The 17316-nt window shown below is 52.0% G+C and carries 16 protein-coding genes; 8 read left to right on the top strand and 8 right to left on the bottom strand.

Translation table 11 applies throughout. The features are described from left to right. Positions 1–4: 4 nt before the first annotated feature. Entirely contained in the window at positions 5–580 is a 576-nt protein-coding gene (locus ACYVJM_RS02730; protein WP_461146666.1) for a methyltransferase family protein, read from the top strand. Between the two features lie 165 nt (positions 581–745). On the opposite strand, the gene ACYVJM_RS02735 is transcribed toward ACYVJM_RS02730, so the two are convergent. Both ACYVJM_RS02735 and ACYVJM_RS02740 read right to left on the bottom strand, forming a co-directional pair. After that, positions 746–1183 (bottom strand): hypothetical protein, encoded by a 438-nt coding sequence (locus ACYVJM_RS02735; RefSeq protein ID WP_461146667.1) that lies wholly within the window; start codon positions 1181–1183, stop codon positions 746–748. Between the two features lie 110 nt (positions 1184–1293). Then, complete coding sequence (locus ACYVJM_RS02740) at positions 1294–2073, bottom strand: hypothetical protein (RefSeq protein ID WP_461146668.1); 780 nt, start codon at positions 2071–2073, stop codon at positions 1294–1296. A 271-nt stretch (positions 2074–2344) separates the two neighbouring features. Between ACYVJM_RS02740 and ACYVJM_RS02745 the strand changes: the two genes are divergently transcribed. Beyond that, the gene (locus ACYVJM_RS02745) at positions 2345–3691 is read left to right on the top strand and encodes a sensor histidine kinase (RefSeq protein WP_461146669.1); all 1347 of its coding nucleotides are present in this window, start codon (positions 2345–2347) and stop codon (positions 3689–3691) included. Positions 3692–3714: 23 nt separating this feature from the next. On the opposite strand, the gene ACYVJM_RS02750 is transcribed toward ACYVJM_RS02745, so the two are convergent. The 5 genes from ACYVJM_RS02750 to hisG form a co-directional block, all read right to left on the bottom strand. Further along, positions 3715–4248, bottom strand: a complete 534-nt coding sequence (locus tag ACYVJM_RS02750) for a GNAT family N-acetyltransferase (protein ID WP_461146670.1) — start codon at positions 4246–4248, stop codon at positions 3715–3717. 5 nt (positions 4249–4253) lie between these two features. Next, on the bottom strand, positions 4254–4760 hold the full coding sequence (locus ACYVJM_RS02755) for a peptide deformylase (RefSeq protein WP_461146671.1): 507 nt from the start codon (positions 4758–4760) through the stop codon (positions 4254–4256). Continuing rightward, complete coding sequence (locus ACYVJM_RS02760; protein ID WP_461146672.1) at positions 4757–5941, bottom strand: aminotransferase class V-fold PLP-dependent enzyme; 1185 nt, start codon at positions 5939–5941, stop codon at positions 4757–4759. The genes ACYVJM_RS02755 and ACYVJM_RS02760 overlap by 4 nt, the downstream gene beginning before the upstream one ends. A 104-nt stretch (positions 5942–6045) precedes the next feature. Continuing rightward, on the bottom strand, positions 6046–7335 hold the full coding sequence (hisD, locus tag ACYVJM_RS02765) for a histidinol dehydrogenase (RefSeq protein ID WP_461146673.1): 1290 nt from the start codon (positions 7333–7335) through the stop codon (positions 6046–6048). A 91-nt stretch (positions 7336–7426) separates the two neighbouring features. Next, on the bottom strand, positions 7427–8287 hold the full coding sequence (gene hisG / locus ACYVJM_RS02770; RefSeq protein ID WP_461146674.1) for an ATP phosphoribosyltransferase: 861 nt from the start codon (positions 8285–8287) through the stop codon (positions 7427–7429). A 288-nt stretch (positions 8288–8575) separates the two neighbouring features. Between hisG and ACYVJM_RS02775 the strand changes: the two genes are divergently transcribed. The 6 genes from ACYVJM_RS02775 to ACYVJM_RS02800 all read left to right on the top strand — a co-directional run bounded on the left by ACYVJM_RS02775 (position 8576) and on the right by ACYVJM_RS02800 (position 16492). After that, positions 8576–9226, top strand: coding sequence for a 7-carboxy-7-deazaguanine synthase QueE (locus ACYVJM_RS02775; RefSeq protein WP_461146675.1), 651 nt, complete (start codon positions 8576–8578; stop codon positions 9224–9226). Continuing rightward, positions 9181–11157, top strand: coding sequence for an OmpA family protein (locus ACYVJM_RS02780; protein WP_461146676.1), 1977 nt, complete (start codon positions 9181–9183; stop codon positions 11155–11157). The genes ACYVJM_RS02775 and ACYVJM_RS02780 overlap by 46 nt, the downstream gene beginning before the upstream one ends. Before the next feature lie 179 nt (positions 11158–11336). Then, the gene (gene trxB / locus ACYVJM_RS02785; RefSeq protein ID WP_461146677.1) at positions 11337–12308 is read left to right on the top strand and encodes a thioredoxin-disulfide reductase; all 972 of its coding nucleotides are present in this window, start codon (positions 11337–11339) and stop codon (positions 12306–12308) included. Between the two features lie 86 nt (positions 12309–12394). Beyond that, positions 12395–13459 carry a peptidoglycan DD-metalloendopeptidase family protein gene (locus tag ACYVJM_RS02790; protein WP_461146678.1) on the top strand — a complete coding sequence of 355 codons (1065 nt, stop codon included), beginning with the start codon at positions 12395–12397 and terminating at the stop codon, positions 13457–13459. 138 nt (positions 13460–13597) lie between these two features. Next, the gene (locus ACYVJM_RS02795; protein ID WP_461146679.1) at positions 13598–14188 is read left to right on the top strand and encodes a hypothetical protein; all 591 of its coding nucleotides are present in this window, start codon (positions 13598–13600) and stop codon (positions 14186–14188) included. Positions 14189–14278: 90 nt separating this feature from the next. After that, positions 14279–16492, top strand: a complete 2214-nt coding sequence (locus tag ACYVJM_RS02800) for a B12-binding domain-containing radical SAM protein (RefSeq protein WP_461146680.1) — start codon at positions 14279–14281, stop codon at positions 16490–16492. Between the two features lie 5 nt (positions 16493–16497). On the opposite strand, the gene ACYVJM_RS02805 is transcribed toward ACYVJM_RS02800, so the two are convergent. After that, positions 16498–17238 carry a YqjF family protein gene (locus ACYVJM_RS02805; RefSeq protein ID WP_461146681.1) on the bottom strand — a complete coding sequence of 247 codons (741 nt, stop codon included), beginning with the start codon at positions 17236–17238 and terminating at the stop codon, positions 16498–16500. Between the last annotated feature and the right edge of the window lie 78 nt (positions 17239–17316).

A 17316-nucleotide genomic window follows, 5' to 3' on the forward strand; every position in this document is an offset into this window, starting at 1 on the left:
ACGTATGACTGCTTACTTTCTGATATGTTTAAGCTGGTTACTGTTCGGCGCTTTTCATAGTATTACGGCCACCAACTGGTTTAAGAATCTATGTTTACGGTTCATCTCCCAGTCGTATTATCGGCTTCTATACAACGGACTGGCCCTGTTTACCTTTATCCCTGTTGTACAAACCCTTCGTTTGGCCCCCGCCGAGCCGGTTGGTGAGTGGATAGGCTCCGTTTGGATTGGCGGCTACTTACTAACGGTGGGGGCATTCATAACCCTCGTTACCCTGCGTAAATATGACCTGGCCGAATTCATTGGCTGGCCTATCGATCATGCGGAGGCCACCCATAACCAGTTGCAGGAAGGCGGATTGTTCAGGTATGTCCGGCATCCTTTATACCTGGGTACCCTCGTTGGCCTGGCCGGACTCATTGCCCTTCAACCTTATTGGAAGCATATTCTGTTTAGCCTGGCGGCTTTCGGCTACATCCGAATTGGTATTTTTTACGAAGAAAAGAAGTTGATCGAAACCTTTGGCCGACGGTATATCCAATACCAACAGCGGGTTCCAATGCTTGTTCCCACCTTTTAGATACTGCAAATCGCTTCGTTACTTCCTGCCAACCAACTAATTTAAGACCTCTCCTGCCTATTCCGGATTTGGGCGATCAGCCCGTCTCTATAGGTGTTTACGTACAGCATCCTGACAACGCAAAAACACCAGACTCCTCCCTTTTTAGGAGGAGCCTGAGTAAATTCACTTCATTGCAAAGAGAGTAAATTCCGTTCCGGCATCATCCTCCCCTTCAATACTAATTTTAGTACCTTTAATTTTTGCGATCGTATTTCCGTTGTAGTGCAGTTCGATAGTTCCACTGCCAGAATCGACAACAGCTACATCCTCGGCGGCATCATCGGCAAAGGCTTCGTTTGTGGCTTTGTGAACGATAGCCAGTTGAATAGCCACCGTAGTAGCTGTTTGCCGGGTTAGTTCAATGGTTCCCTTCAGATTGGTATCACTGGCCGGATAGGTTTTACCACCGGTTTTGATCTCGGAGTAGGTATACGTCCCGGCTACCTGTGCCCCTAAATCGGGCGATGGGACGACATTATCGCCTTTCTTACAGGCCGTTACTAATGTGGCCACCAGCAGGATGAGCAGGGCCGAAAAGCGAATGTTGAATTGATGGTTCATGAGTAGTTGTTGTGATCAATTAAAAAGAGGAAGAGATCAGACCGGAGACCGGCCCGGTTGAGATTGATTTGCGACCGGGCCGATAGACCCGGCCATGGGTTCGTCAGTATTTAGAACTTCGCGGTGAGGCCCAACTTGAGCGCCGAAACGCCATAGCCTACCTCGGCAAATGCACCGATCTTCGGGCTGAACAAATAGCGCGCACCGGCATGAATTCCAAGCCATATACCGCTGTTATAGCCACTGCCGTAATCGCTGTAACTATAGCCGTACGAATCACGATACTTGGCATGACGGAAACCCAGTGAGGCCCCGATATAGGGGTCGAAGTTCGAATTCTCCACTCTAAGCGCGTCGCCCAGGTGGTACGACACTCGACCACCGGCATAGATAAACGTATAGCCACCCGAGTAGTAACCATAGTTATAGCGGAAATAGTCGATAGAGCCGCCTACCGATACGTTGTTCTTTAAGTCAACTTCGGCCGAAATACCCAGCGGCAACCCGCCACCGTAATACGTTGCCAGACCAACACCGGCATTTACGTAAACATGCTTGTCACCGTTCGCTTTCACCGGTGCGGCCGGGCCGCTTTGGGATGACGACGGTACCACCGCCTGCGACCTGGATTCTGTTTGACGGGTTGCCACGGGTGCAGGAGCCGGTTTTTCCACCGTTGCGGATGGCTGTGCATCCGCCTTGGCGACTGGCGCTGCTGTGGGCGCTGTCGTCATTTTTTTAGTCTGCCCTGCCGACGTCCGGGCGACCGTCGTGGCCGGCTTAACCGCTGGTTTAGTAGCTGTTCGTCGAACGGGCTGTTGTGCCGAAGCAGGACCAAACGAGAGGGAGATAGCAAGGGCTACTAGGGATAATCGGGTAATCGTTTGCATGATTGATAAGTTGTTTCTGTTTTTTTTTGAGGAACGATACAAACCTACGATGCAGGCCGGGGGGGGACCAGCACCGCCTGCCTGAATCGTAGAAAGAGCCGTGTGAAATGCGATGGGAACCTTGTGAAGTGATACTATGGGCTAACAGGGTGTGTTTACCCTTAAAAAATGCCGCTCATAAAGTGTACTCTCCACTAAATAGAGAGATTAAATTAAAACTGGTTGATTTCTATATATTTGCTTATCCTCTTGAGACCCTTTTATCCGATCAATGACCTACGAAGCTCTGTCTCCGCTCTTTCTGGGTATGGTCCTGGCAATGCTGCTGACAAACACGGTGCAGTGGTTCATGTACCGGGAGCGCATCTACGGTATTTATTCATTATACACCATAACCTGGGCGATCTACTTTACGATCAATCATTTCAGCCAGCCCCTGAACATTGCTAATTTTGAGAAACTACTCCTCTCGTATTCGGGCTACATTCTCTACCTTGAATTAGCCAAGATCTTCCTCAATCTTCGCGAGCGCCCTAAGTTTCTCCGCTGGGTAACGGTAGTTCAGGGCCTGCTGGTTGGGTACTGTGTCATCAAAACGTACATCTACCTATTCACGGATTTCTGGCAGTCGCCGGTGCACCAGATTCTGCTTCAGCCGGTGCGCTTTGCGCTGTTGGGCGTTGGGAGTTATATTGTCTACTCGTTCTTCAGGTCGACAGATATGGTGGCCCGATTTTTCGTTGCCGGAACGGCCTCATTACTCCTCAATCATTCCATTACGACCCTGCTGCTGCTACGCTCCCCGGATCTTAACCAGCAGTTGTTGTTCTGGCAACACCCTGATCTGTATGTTCAGACGGGAGTGGTGCTGGACCTGATCTTTTTTGCGTTGGGTATCTCCTACCGGCACCGGCGGGAAGCTGTCAATAAGGCTGTGGTGGAAAAGGATCTGGAGCGCGAACGCGAACAGCACCGTCGGGAATACCTGGAAGCCGATCTGGCCCTTCAACGGATGCATCAGGAAAAAACAGAAATGCAGATGCGGGCTTTACAGAGTCAGATAAACCCTCATTTTCTCTTCAATGGACTGAATACGCTTTCGTCCCTGATCGACGAAGACCCCCGGCAGGCGGGTGAGTTTGTCGATGAATTATCTAAAGTGTACCGGTACCTGCTCCGCAGTAATGAACATGAACTGACAACGCTAAACATTGAGCTACGCTTTATCTCGTCCTACTTCCATCTGCTCAAAACCCGCTTTGGCTGCTCCGTCAGTTTAGACATTGACGTCGATGAAGCGTATCAGGAAGCTCTTTTGCCTCCCCTGACGTTACAGTTGCTGGTCGAGAATGCGGTAAAACACAACGTAATTATCGCACAGAAGCCGTTAAAGATCCGGATTTGTACCACCCCGGATAAGATGCTGGTTGTCGAAAACAGCCTGCAGCGCAAAACGCTGCGCGTTGAATCGAACGGGGTGGGGCTCTCTAATATTACGGTGAAATATCAGCTCCTCAATCAGCAGCAGCCCATTATTCAGGAACATGAAGGCTGGTTTCAGGTGAAGCTTCCCCTACTCTTCGCCACCCAGCCCGTTTCGTTGAAGGAATTTACGTAAGCTTTGTCGGTCGGATACCCTGCTCAAAGCATCTGCTGCATGGTTACCATAGGCCGGTATTCTTCCCGCATTACCTCGAACGACAGCCTGGATGTACCGCATAGGACGAAGCCCATCCGCTCGTAAAATGCGATGGCATCGAGGCTGCTTTCCATGGCTTTGAGCCAGACAACCTGCCGGCCCATCTGCCGGGCGTTCTCAATCACGAATTGTACGATTCGGGTACCTATGCCTTTCCCAGTGGCTGTTTTTTGCAGGTAAATCCGCTCCAGCTCAAGGGCATCCAGTGAAGGCTCACAAGGCGATGACTTGAGCAGATTTAGCTTCAGGAAGCCAACCGGTTTTTCGTGCAGATAGATCAGGTAAAAGCGGGCATTCGTATCAAGCAGCTCCTGGGTCAGCGCTTCGGGCGTGAATGAACGGGCCAGGTACCAGGCCCCACCGTCGTGCCATAAATGCAGGTAATGATCGCAATAAGCCCGAATAGCAACTTCGGATAAACGGGGGGCGTCCGTTACAGAAAGGGCTTCGTAGCGAAGCATTTGTCGGGAAATCATGGTATTTACAGATCAGTACCGGGGGTAGGACGCCACTGAAAAGCCCGTTCGTCGATGGCCCGCATGGTACAGAGAACTCCGTTCAGGTGGTCGTATTCGTGCTGGATCAGTTCGGCGATGCGCCAGTCGGTCACATCCCAGGTGTGGTTCTGCCAGTGTTCGTCGCGGTAGGTTATCGTGAGTTTTTTATGCCGCCGTACCCGTACCAGCAGGTTTGGGAAGCTCATACAATCGTCCCAGAGTTCGTCGGTTTCGTCACTCAGCACCACCAGTTCGGGGTTAATGATAACCTGCGGACGGTCGACATTCAGATAAACCAGCCGTTTCATGATGCCAAGCTGGGGCGCTGCAATGCCACGGCCAAACTGGTATTTGGCCCGAATCTCTTCCATGACATTGTGTAAATCTGCCACCCAGCTCGCCACAAGCGGCAATTCCGATTCGAGAACGGGTTCGCAGGTTTCGTACAGGCGCGGGTCGCCCAGCAGCAGCAAGTCGGCGAGGTGTTTCATTCGAGTGCGTGGTGCAGAGTGTCGACCAGAAGGGCCACTTCTTCGTCGGTATTGAAATAATGGGGCGAAATGCGCAGGGCCGCCGTTAACATGCCTTTTCGGGTGTAATCCAAAATAGCGGCCCCGTGCGTACTAACCGACGTATTGATGCGCTTGCCCGCCAAAGCCGATTTTAAATCAGCAGCCGTTTTCTGTTCACTATACAAGATAATGATACTGGAAAGCTGTGTGCCTTCGTCCAGCAATCGAACACCCGGTAACTGGCTTAGTTGCGTACGTAAAGTGGCGCACAAAGCAGCATTTCGTTCGGCAATCGCATCCAGACCAACGTTAAGCGCGTAACGATGGGCTTCGGCAGCGCCCAGGACCAGTGCATACGGAAACTCCCAATCCTCAAAGCGCCTGGCTGTCGGCTCCAGCCGAAAGGTATCGGCCGACTCCCATTCTGCCCCGTGCAAATCAACGAACAGGGGAGCCATGTTAGCCGCCAGCGCCTTTTCCGATACGTAGAGAAAGCCCATGCCACGCGGTCCCCGCAAAAATTTACGGCAGGTAGCGGTTAGAAAATCGCAGTGAATACGACTCACATCCACGGGCAACTGCCCTACCGACTGGCAGGCATCGACCAGATAAAGTACGTCCTGTTCCTGGCAAAGCTCCCCAATGGCTTCGACCGGCTGCACCAGACCGGAGTTTGTTGGCACCTGCGTTACGGCCACCAGCCGGGGATGAAGCGACTTGATTTTATTGGCCATATCATCCACCGACACGCCACCGTTGCCTTCGTCAGCCGCCCGGACGATTTCTATACCGAACCGTTTTTTTAGCGACAGAAAAGCGATCTGGTTGGATACGTAATCGTTGGTGGTGGTGAGAATCACGTCCCCCTGTTGAAAGGGAATTGACGATAGCGCGCGAGCATACGAGTCGGTTGCATTGGCCGTGGCGGCAATATGCTCCGCTGTTGTGTTCAGCAAGTCGGCGGTGGCGGTATAGAATCCCTGAATCGCTTCTTTCCTGACTTCGGCGGCTTCGTAGCCACCCATCTCTGCTTCCAGCTTTATGTGTTGATAGATAGCGTCGATAACCGGCTGCGGCATAAGCGAAGCACCGGCATTGTTGAAATGACTAACGTGTTGAACGCCGGGAGTATCGGCGCGCCATGAGGTAAGGTCAAGCATGAACCAGAGTCAGGAAGGCTTATAAAATCAATTCCAAAAGGATACTAGCCAGACCACCCAGCTGGCTCATTCTTTTTATCCGTTTAGCCAGCAAAATAACAACATCAAACCGGATTTACTTCGGACAGGCTTGCCATTCGCAGGCTTACGGCCCGTTTGTGGGCGTCGAGGGATTCGGCTTCGGCCATGGCCTCCACGACCGGGCCGAGGTTCTGAATACCTTCCGGGCTGATGTGCTGAATGGTGATCTTCTTCACGAAACTATCCAGCGATACCCCACTATACGCTCGGGCAAATCCGTTGGTTGGCAAGGTATGATTGGTACCCGACGCATAATCCCCGGCCGATTCGGGCGTGTAGTTACCCAGGAAAATAGACCCTGCATTGATGATTTTTTCCGCGACGGCTTCGGCATTGGCAACGCTCAGGATCAGGTGTTCGGCGGCATAAGCGTTTAATAGGTCAACGGCTTCTGCTTCATTTTCAACCAGAATCGCTTTGCTGTTTTCCAGCGCTTTGGCGGCCAGATCCCGACGCGGCAGCTTGCTCAACTGTGTGGGTAACACCAGATTGACCATCGACACGAGTTTTTTACTGGTCGATACCAGCAGCACCTGGCTATCAGCGCCGTGTTCGGCCTGCGAGAGCAAGTCGGCGGCAACGAACGACGGCACCGCTGTATCGTCGGCATAAACAGCCACTTCGCTGGGTCCGGCGGGCATGTCGATTGCCATTCCTTCTTTAGCAACCAGCATCTTAGCCGCCGTCACATACTGGTTGCCGGGACCAAAAATCTTGTAGACCTGCGGTACCGACTCCGTTCCATAGGTCATGGCTGCAATGGCCTGTGCCCCCCCAATCCGAAATACCTTCGTGATGCCAACGAGTTTGGCCGCAAAATAAATGGCCGGGTGATTACTGGGCGTGCAGAGAACCACCTCGCGGCAACCCGCCAGTTGGGCCGGAATGCCCAGCATAAGCACCGTACTGAACAGGGGCGCAGTGCCGCCCGGGATATACAGACCCACTTTTTCGATGCCAACGCTTTTGCGCCAGCAAACGACTCCCGGCATGGTCTCGACTTTCTCGATCGGCTGCTTTTGCCGCTCGTGAAAGGTCCGGATGTTCTGGTAGGCTTGTTTAATGGCCGTCTTCAACTCGTCGCTCAGCTGACTTTCGGCGGCATCAAGTTCCGAAACTGGCACCTCCATCCCCTCCGCCGACAGGTCGACTTTATCAAATTTCAGAGCCAGTTCGGCCAAAGCGGCATCGCGCCCGGCGCGAACCTGGGCAAGAATGGGCGCAACTACCGCTTCAATCTGTTGTGTCGACTGCACCGGGCGAGCCAGCAACGCAGGCCACTCAGCACGATCGGGAAAAGGAATGATATTCATGTTTTTAGGAATGAGGGGGGAGTATTGGGAGTGAGGAGGGCTGACGCCAGTAGTGTTTTTGCGTCAGCCCTCCTCACTCCTCGCTCCTTTTTTAATATATCATTTTTTCAATGGGAATAACCAGAATACCCTCGGCACCGGCGGCCCGGATGGCTTCAATGTTTTCCCAGAATTCATTCTCGTTCAACACCGAATGAACCGAACTCCATCCCTCGGTGGCCAGGGGCGTTACCGTTGGGCTTTTCATGCCGGGGAGTAAGGCCGTAATCTGGTCGAGTGCGTTGTTTGGCGCATTCAGCACGATGTATTTATTATTTTTTGCCGCCTGCACCGACTTGATCCGGAACAGCAGCTTATCGACCAACGCCTGTTTACCCGGATCAAGTTCCGGACGGGCAATGAGGATCGCTTCCGAACGAAATATCGTCTCGACTTCCTTCAGACCGTTGCTGAGAAGTGTGCTTCCGGAGCTGACAATATCGCAGACGGCTTCGGCCAGACCAATGCTGGGCGCAATCTCTACCGAACCGCTGATTTCATGGATTTCAGCCTTCACCCCTTCTCCGGCCAGGTAGTGACCCAACAGGTTAGGGTACGAGGTAGCAATGTTTTTACCATCCAAATCCTGAATACCAGACCACTCCGTACCACGCGGTATGGCAATGGACAAACGGCATTTGGAGAAACCTAACTTATGTACCGTCGTTACCGGTCGACCCGTTTCAACGGCTACATTCTCACCAACGATACCCAGATCAGCCACGCCATCTTCCACGTAGCCGGGAATATCGTCGTCGCGCAGAAACAGAAACTCAGCCGGAAAATTCGATGAAACAGATTTAAGCTTACCGGTGCCGTAGTCGAATCGAATACCACATTCTTTAAACAGCTGGTACGAATCTTCGCTCAGCCGACCGGATTTTTGCAGTGCAATACGTAATACAGAGGACATTACTTGATGGATAATGGGTGTTGTATGCTGTGTGTCATACAGCTCATGACGCCATTCGTTTCCGAAACAGGCACCAGAAACAGGAATTGATTAGGACAACAAAAGTACGTGAAAACGGGGAAGGACCTGTTGATCGTCCAACACATTGGCTTAAAGGCCACGATGATGTCGACGATGTCGAAAAGGAGAATGGGTAGTCCGTTGGGAAATCATGCCGCAAAGATAGAGGAGATGGGATAACTTTTCAAAATCGTTTAGCACTACCCACCAACTCCCTATCTTTGCACTATGCTTTTGACACAGGAACAACAAACTAAACGAACAGATAACCCGTCGACAACCGCGCTGCCCGTAATGGAAGCGTTTTACACGCTTCAGGGAGAAGGAGCGCACACGGGTCGGGCTGCCTATTTTATCCGGCTCGGGGGCTGCGATGTAGGCTGCCACTGGTGCGATGTAAAAGAATCGTGGGATGCCGACGCTCATCCAAAACAGTCGATCAATGGGCTGGTGCAGGGTGCTCTCCAATACCCCGGCCGGATGGCAGTTATTACGGGTGGCGAACCCCTCATGCATGACCTGACGGAGCTTACCGCAGCCCTGCAATCGGCTGGCTTCAGGACAAACATCGAAACATCTGGTGTTTGCCAGAACGTAACGGGCTCATGGGACTGGATCTGCTTCTCACCCAAGAAATTCAAGAAGCCAAACCCAGCGATCTACGAGAAAGCCGACGAGCTGAAAGTAATCATCTATAACCAATCTGATTTTGCGTTTGCCGAGTCGTTCGTACCTTATTTACGACCCGACTGTAAACTCTTTTTGCAATCCGAATGGGGTCGCTCCAATGAAATGCTGCCTCGCATCGTTGATTACGTAAAAGATCATCCGCAATGGCAAATTTCGTTGCAGACACACAAGTTTCTGGATATTCCCTGAAAGGTTTATGGGCGATGGGCATTGCGTACTGGCTTAAGCGACTGCCTGTTTTTGCGCTACTGGTTACCCTCTGCCCTCCGCTCTTCGCCCAATCGACGAAGGCAAAGGAACTGTATGCTCAGTCGATTAAACTTTTTGGCGAACGTAAGGCCAGAGAAGCAATTCCGTTTATGGAACAGGCCATCAAACAGGACCCTGATTTCACGGATGCCTATATCAAGCTGGGACAGCTTTATGAGTTCACCCGGCAGTATGAACCCGCGCTTTCGGCTTATCGAAACGCCATTAAACTCCAGCCCGACAGTCCAGTTTCCGGGGCGGCTTACCAATCGCTGAGCAATACGCTGCTCCGATTAGGCCGCTACAGTGAGGCACTCCCTTTTCTGGAAAAATACCAGACACTTTTTGCTCCCCAATCCGCACAGGGAAAACGGATTGCCCACCAGCTTGAAACGGCCCGCTTTGGTCTGGAGGCCATGCAGCATCCGCAGGCCGTTGACCCTAAACCGTTGTCTTCCGTCCTGCAAACGACGCCCTCCCAATACTTCCCGGTGCTCACGGCCGATGAACAGACCCTTGTTTTTACCGCCCTTAAACCCGAGGGTGATGAAGACCTGATGACGGCCACGTTCAACGGCGAAACCTGGTCTCCGCCGGTATCACTGGCAGCGAGCATCAATACGCCCGAGAACGAAGGCACAGCCAGCCTGTCTGCCGATGGACGAACGCTGGTTTTCACGGCCTGCCAGGGCCGGAAAGGGTTTGGCAGCTGCGATTTGTACGTGAGCCGCAAAACGGGTAGCGACTGGTCGAGTCCGGATAACCTGGGACCTTCCATAAACTCACGCTATTATGAATCCCAGCCCGCTTTATCGGCCGACGGACGCCAACTGTATTTTGTGTCGGATCGTCCGGGGGGCAAGGGACGGCGTGATATCTGGCGGAGCACCCTGAGTACCGATGGCAGCTGGACCGAGCCGGTCAATCTGGGCGAGCCGGTCAACACCAGTGCCAATGAGGCATCGCCCTTTCTTCACGCGAACGGGCAGAGTTTGTTTTTCGCGTCAGAAGGTCATATTGGCCTGGGCGGGTACGATCTGTTTGTGGCCGATAATGGCCCATCGGGCTGGTCGACGCCTACGAACTTAGGCTACCCGATCAACACATCGGAAGATCAGGCATCGCTCTTTGTAACTGCCAACGGCATACGGGCCTATTATTCATTTGAGGAGCAGAAGGATGGCATTTCGCAAAAATCACGCCTGTACACGTTCGATTTGCCGGAGTCGTTGCGGGAGCGCGTGCGGCCCGTGAGCTTTTTAAAGGGAACCGTTGCCGATGCCAAAACAAAGAAACCACTGGCCGCTACCGTTGAGCTGGTGGATTTGAGAACCAATCAGATTGTCTCGCAGGTAAAGGCAGATGCCCAAACGGGTCAGTATACGGCCGTGCTGCCCAGTGGGGGTGAGTATGCACTTTATGTAAGTGTTCCTGGCTACTTATTTAAAAGTCTGTCTTTCGACTTTACCCAGAAAACCAAAGGGGAAGGCCTGACACTGAGCGTACCGCTGGAACCAGTAACAACGGGAGCCTCGGCAAATGAAACGCTGAACAACCTATTTTTTGAATCTGGCCGGTATGACTTGGCAGAAAAATCACGCACTGAACTGGACCGTCTTTCGGTATTTATGCAGGCCAATCCAACCGTAAGCGTTGAAATATCGGGGCATACCGACGACAAAGGCGATGCAGCCGCCAACCTGTCTTTATCCCAGAAACGGGCACAAGCGGTCGTCACCTACCTCACGAAAGCGGGCATCCAGTCAAACCGGATCAAAGCAGTCGGGTATGGCAAAACCCGCCCGCTGGTACCCAACACCACCGACGAAAACAGAAGACTAAACCGTCGGATCGACTGGAGAGTACTTTAAGAGGGATGTATGATGTATGATATAGGATCTTGCGCCAGCAATACATCATACATCTTTCTTCATTCTTCTTCTCTTTGCTTTCCGAGGGATTTTTTTCAATTTTGTGTATGTTGTCAAAATACTCCCGCTTTTTGAGGGAGATTATTTTTTAGTTACCAGACGACTTCGCTCCCATTGCAATGACTTCCGAACATGTAAAGTGCCTTATTATAGGTTCTGGCCCGGCCGGTTACACAGCCGCAATTTATGCAGCCCGTGCCAACGTCCAACCCGTTTTATACCAGGGTGGGCAACCCGGTGGCCAGCTCACCATCACGACAGAAGTAGATAACTTCCCCGGTTACCCCAACGGCGTACAGGGTCCGCAAATGATGCAGGACCTTGAGGCTCAGGCCCGTCGGTTCGGTACAGATATTCGGTACGGTATGGTTACGCAGGTCGTTTTCTCAGCGAACCCGACCCTCGATACTCCCCACCGGGCCATCGTTGACGACAAACACGAGATTACTGCCGACTCCATCATTATCTCGACGGGGGCATCGGCCAAATGGCTTGGACTCCCCTCCGAGATGCGGCTTAATGGCCGGGGCGTGTCGGCTTGCGCTGTCTGCGATGGATTCTTTTTCCGGGGTCAGGACGTAGCCATCGTCGGTGCCGGTGATACAGCGGCCGAAGAAGCGAGCTACTTAGCCAACATTTGCCGGAAAGTTTATATGCTGGTTCGCCGGGACGAAATGCGGGCTTCGCAATTCATGCAGAAGCGCGTTAAAACGGCTCATAACATCGAAATCCTATACAATACCTCTACCGAAGAGGTGCTGGGTGATGAAGACGTGACGGGGGTTCGGGTGAAGAACAGCGAAACAGGCGAAGAACGAATTCTTGACGTGACCGGCTTCTTTGTCGCTATCGGTCACAAACCCAATACCGATATTTTTCAGGACTACCTTGAGCTGGATGAGAATGGATACATTATCACCGAAAAAGGCAGTACCCGAACCAACATACCCGGTGTGTTTGCCTGTGGTGACGCGCAGGATAACATCTACCGCCAGGCAGTAACCGCAGCCGGAACGGGCTGTATGGCCGCCCTGGACGCCGAACGTTATCTGGTCACGCTGGAAATGCAGGGTGAAGAAATTGTTCATTAAAAAACCAGTCGTTAGTTATTGATTATCCGTTATTGGTTAATGACCAATAACGGATAATCAATAACTGGCGAACTTATTTACGTACAATGAGAGAAACCGCTACACGGTGGCTTTTAGCTATCGGGTGCTTGTGTTTGACCGTAACGACACAGGCCCAGGAGCGCGGGCGATTTAAAAATAACCTGCGCATTACGCCAAAAACGGGCTCGAACCCAAATCTTCCGGTCGTCGAACAGCCGCAAAAAGCGGACGACCAATTTGAACAGGAGGCAACACAACTGCGCTTCAACAACCAGTTTGAGCCGAAAAAGGAATTAAACCCGGTTGTCAGTGAAGATACCAGTCAGATTGATCAGGGTGAAACCAGTGTTGTTGAAGTTATTGATTCCGTGCTGGTTGGTACCGAATGGGTTAAAATAGCGGATTATTACGCCGTTTGGGATTCCCGCACCATCGACCCTTATAACATTAATCCCCTCGAGTTTGACGAAGCCATTGACATCAAGCTGTACGACCCTCCTGCCAACCGGTTTTGGTCGCCCCCGCTGAACGAAGGAAAAATGACCTCGAACTTTGGGTATCGCTGGGGACGCTGGCATACCGGAACGGACCTTGACCTGGAAACAGGTAACCCGGTTTACTCTGCCTTCGACGGCATTGTTCGTATTGTTGGCTGGGATGGCAACGGCTATGGCCGTTATGTGCTGGTTCGCCATTACAACGGTCTCGAAACGCTGTATGGGCACATGTCTAAACAAACCGTTGAGCAAGGGCAATTGGTCAAAGCAGGTGACCAGCTGGGCCTGGGCGGTAGCACTGGACGTAGTTCGGGCCCTCACCTTCATTTCGAGACCCGGTATGAAGGCAACCCGTTTAGCCCTTTGAACATCTATTCGTTCCCGGAAAACAAAATCAACTCCGATCACTTTCTGCTGACAGGGTCTGTTTGGGATTACCTGCGTGGAAGCCGCTCATCGGATAACAGCTACAAGCCCAAGTTCAAACGTACGGTATTGCACCGCGTCCGTTCCGGCGAAACCTTAAGCTCCATTGCTGACCGGTATGGCATGTCGGTTGCATCGTTGTCGCGTAAGAACCACATGTCGTCCCGGTCGCGTATCCGGCCCGGCCAGAAACTCCGGGTGCATTAAGCGAGTTTGCGAACGAAACCTTTGATAGTAGGGTAAGTAAGTCAAGCGCCATATCTCCAGGGTATGGCGTTTGACTTACTTACCCTATACCTCAACCCTCATTCAATTCTTTATTTAGTGGCTGACTCAACAACGATCATGAAATCCTTAGTTTACCTGAGCAGCCTGCTGATGTTCCTGAACGGCTCTGGAAAGTCGACCGCTGCATCGAGAGTAGACGCGCTTCCTATTACGGCATTGAATCTATCAGAAACACCTGGGCAAGCGTCTTTGCCCAAGTCGGCTTCCGAAGCCAACCCGTTACCTCCTGCCGGTAAATGGGTGTACGAAACGAAAGTCGATAAGTCGGGGAGCAAGGTATATAAGGCATCAGTCACCTCGCCAACTCCGCTGGAATTCTCTTTTCCCTACGCGGGTGGTTCGGTCGCTACGCTGACAATACGGCATAAGAATGACGATACGTTTCTCTATCTCGAAATATCCAGAGGACAATTTAACCGAACCTTTCAGGGGGGCAATGCGCGTATCGCGTTCGATGACAAACAGGCCCGAAATTATACCTTTTCAGCTGCTGAAAATGGCCGAGCCAACATCATATTTTTCGATGATGCCGCGAAGTTGATCTCGCAGATGAAGAAGGCGCAGAAAATGACTGTCATCGTTGAGTTTTACGCCCAGGGACGCCGTACAATTGACTTCAGCACCACTAGTCTAACGTGGAATCACTGAGTGAGCCATACCTGTCCGAACCATTGCCGAAACCCGGAGGTTATGCCTTCTCAGGAGAAGTTAAGGCCTTATCCTTGACTTAATACGCCCGTGGACCAGACAATCTTACTCATTACACCGCCCTTTACGCAATTAAATACCCCCTATCCGGCAACGGCTTATTTAAAGGGATTTTTACAGACAAAGGACATTAGCGCCTATCAGGCTGATTTGGGTATTGAGGTGATCCTGGCTTTGTTCTCGGCAAAAGGCTTGTCCGCTCTGTTTGCCCAACTCGACGCAGCCGATGCCGAGTTGTCTGATAACAGCTACCGCATCTGTCAGTTGCAGCATGATTACATCAGCACAATAGATCCCGTAATTCGGTTTTTGCAGAACAAAAACCCTACCCTGGCCCATAGCATTTGTGACCGGACGTACCTTCCCGAAGCGTCCCGATTTGCGCAACTGGAAGAACTGGACTGGGCTTTCGGGACGATGGGCCTGCATGATAAAGCCCGCCATTTGGCCACGCTCTACCTCGAAGACCTGAGCGATTTAATTCAGGAAGCCGTAGATCCTCATTTTGGCTTCAGCCGGTATGCTGAACGGCTGGGGCGGTCTGCCACCCATTTCGATGAGTTACACGACGCCCTCCAGGCGCCTTATACCTGGGTTTCGTCACGGCTGGTCGAGCTGCTGGAACAGAAGATTCAGCAATTTCGCCCCACCGCCGTCTGCCTGACTGTACCCTTTCCCGGCAATCTGTTTGGTGCCCTGACGTGCGGCAATTACCTCAAAGAGCATCATCCTAACGTAAAAGTTGTGATGGGCGGGGGGTATGCCAACACAGAACTGCGCTCCCTGACGGAGCCCCGCGTCTTTGATTATGTTGACTTCATCTGCCTCGACGATGGCGAAGCTCCACTGCTGACATTACTTGAACACCTGTCCGGTCGGCGGGACTTAGCGCAATTGAAACGCGTGTTTGCGCGGACCAATGGCGTTGTCACGTATTACAACGGTGCCTCCGAAAAAGACGTACCCCAGCGAGAAACGGGCACGCCCAATTATCGCGATTTACCACTGCATGATTACCTGTCGGTCATTGAAGTTGTCAACCCCATGCACCGGCTCTGGAGCGACGGCCGCTGGAACAAACTAACGCTGGCCCACGGTTGCTACTGGGGCAAATGTTCTTTCTGTGATATAACGCTCGACTACATCAAACGGTACGAACCCGTAACCGCTTCGCTGCTATGCGATCGAATTGAAGAAATCATCGAACAGACCGGACAGACCGGGTTCCACTTTGTGGATGAAGCGGCCCCACCCGCCCTCATGCGCGACCTGGCGCTGGAAATTCTTCGCCGGAAACTTACTGTCACCTGGTGGACAAATATTCGGTTTGAGGTAAGCTTCACGCCCGATTTATGTACTTTATTGAAAGCCTCGGGCTGCATTGCCGTGTCGGGCGGCCTGGAAGTAGCCTCAGACCGCCTGCTGGAACGAATGAAAAAAGGCGTAACCGTTGCTCAGGTGGCCCGCGTAGCCGATGCCTTTACGCAGGCCGGTATTATGGTACACGCTTACCTTATGTACGGCTTCCCGACGCAAACCATGCAGGAAACCATCGACTCGCTGGAAATGGTACGGCAGTTGTTCATGAACGGCATTGTTCAGTCGGGTTTCTGGCATCGCTTTGCCATGACTGCCCACAGCCCGGTTGGCGTTGACCCCGCCGGGTTCGACGTGATGCGCATCGGGCCCGCTGAGCCGGGAAACCGACTGGATGTTTTTGCAGACAACGACCTGGAACACGCCGACCCCACGGGGGCCGACCACGACCTGTTCGCCGAAGGATTACGAAAATCGCTGTTCAATTACATGCACGACGTAGGGTTTGATTTACCCCTGCAAAAGTGGTTCTCGTTTAAAATTCCGGTTACGTCCATACCACCCCGCTACATTGAAAAGGCCATTAGCCAACAGCCGGGCAAAGAACCCCGCTCAAACGCGCTTGTGATCTGGCCGGGAAATCTGCCTACCCTTGAGATTTTCGAATTACAGCAGGGCCGAAAGGTCGTTCGGATGGCCGAGCTGGAGTTTTACAGTAAACAGGGACATTGGCTGCTCGAAACAAACGTCGAAACCGGCCAGTGGCTAGCCGATACGCTTCCTTTACTTTCTCTAAGGCAGCAGGAACCCTGCTCGGTGAGTACCTTAAAGGCGCTTTACGAAGCCGGGCAGGCAGGTAGTTTTTCGGCCTTTATGCAATCTCCTGCCTGGGCAAAACTCCGCGAACAGGGATTGCTACTTGTCTGAGGCAATTACCACCCCCGTAAAGTGGCCCCGGACTTGATCGCTACCGGCGAGCCATCGGCCAGAAAAACAGAATGCGGAGGCTGTTCAAAGAACGGGACAAATGCAGCACCGTATAGTTTGGCTATATCACACCGCACGTCGTAATCCCGCACCGGATATATTGACCAGGGAACATGGACAACTTCATACTCCGACGTTCGGCTTTCGCCTTTCTTCAGCGACGAACGCTGGGTATATCCCCAATAATGTTCGGTAATAAAGGCTTCTTCACTTTCCTGTACCAGGGGATGTCCATTAAGATCGGCCTTAACCTGAATAAAATTCCAGTCAGACCCTACTTTCCAATCATACCGAATTAGTTGAGAATCGCCCTTACGGTCCCAGGTATGGCGCATGGCATGGGTAGCATACGGTTCGCCGTAGAGGGTGTTGGCAACCAATGAGATAGCAAGCTTAGGCACGATCTCTTTCACAAAGACAACCCCCCGTTTCCAGCCATCCTGCGACTTCCGACGTACGTAAAATCGAAGGTTAAACTCCTCGAACTCCTGGTGAAACGGTACGGCAAGCGCTCCGAACATTTTGACCCGCTGAAAATAAAAGCCTACCAGACTCCCATAACAGACACCATTAAACTCATCCAGCTCGGTGCCAAAGGGCACAAGTGGTTCGAGCACCCGACGATCAATGGCATAATTGGCAAAAATTAAATTCCGCCATTCGGCAGTCAGGAATGTAAACGCCATAGAAAGTGAAATCAAGTTGATGAAGTAACAATCATCCAAAAATAGGTTTCAAAGCGCAATTTTTAACAGATTTTTGCG

This window comes from Spirosoma pulveris (genome assembly GCF_054781875.1).

Coding starts and splice junctions, on each gene's coding strand:
- ACYVJM_RS02730 (WP_461146666.1), top strand. CDS start 5: ATGACTGCTTACTTTCTGATATGTTTAAGCTGGTTACTGTTCGGCGCT.
- ACYVJM_RS02780 (WP_461146676.1), top strand. CDS start 9,181: ATGGCAAATTTCGTTGCAGACACACAAGTTTCTGGATATTCCCTGAAA.
- trxB (WP_461146677.1), top strand. CDS start 11,337: ATGACTTCCGAACATGTAAAGTGCCTTATTATAGGTTCTGGCCCGGCC.
- ACYVJM_RS02745 (WP_461146669.1), top strand. CDS start 2,345: ATGACCTACGAAGCTCTGTCTCCGCTCTTTCTGGGTATGGTCCTGGCA.
- hisD (WP_461146673.1), bottom strand. CDS start 7,335: ATGAATATCATTCCTTTTCCCGATCGTGCTGAGTGGCCTGCGTTGCTG.
- ACYVJM_RS02740 (WP_461146668.1), bottom strand. CDS start 2,073: ATGCAAACGATTACCCGATTATCCCTAGTAGCCCTTGCTATCTCCCTC.
- ACYVJM_RS02735 (WP_461146667.1), bottom strand. CDS start 1,183: ATGAACCATCAATTCAACATTCGCTTTTCGGCCCTGCTCATCCTGCTG.
- ACYVJM_RS02795 (WP_461146679.1), top strand. CDS start 13,598: ATGAAATCCTTAGTTTACCTGAGCAGCCTGCTGATGTTCCTGAACGGC.
- ACYVJM_RS02760 (WP_461146672.1), bottom strand. CDS start 5,941: ATGCTTGACCTTACCTCATGGCGCGCCGATACTCCCGGCGTTCAACAC.
- ACYVJM_RS02775 (WP_461146675.1), top strand. CDS start 8,576: ATGCTTTTGACACAGGAACAACAAACTAAACGAACAGATAACCCGTCG.
- ACYVJM_RS02750 (WP_461146670.1), bottom strand. CDS start 4,248: ATGATTTCCCGACAAATGCTTCGCTACGAAGCCCTTTCTGTAACGGAC.
- ACYVJM_RS02805 (WP_461146681.1), bottom strand. CDS start 17,238: ATGGCGTTTACATTCCTGACTGCCGAATGGCGGAATTTAATTTTTGCC.
- hisG (WP_461146674.1), bottom strand. CDS start 8,287: ATGTCCTCTGTATTACGTATTGCACTGCAAAAATCCGGTCGGCTGAGC.
- ACYVJM_RS02790 (WP_461146678.1), top strand. CDS start 12,395: ATGAGAGAAACCGCTACACGGTGGCTTTTAGCTATCGGGTGCTTGTGT.
- ACYVJM_RS02755 (WP_461146671.1), bottom strand. CDS start 4,760: ATGAAACACCTCGCCGACTTGCTGCTGCTGGGCGACCCGCGCCTGTAC.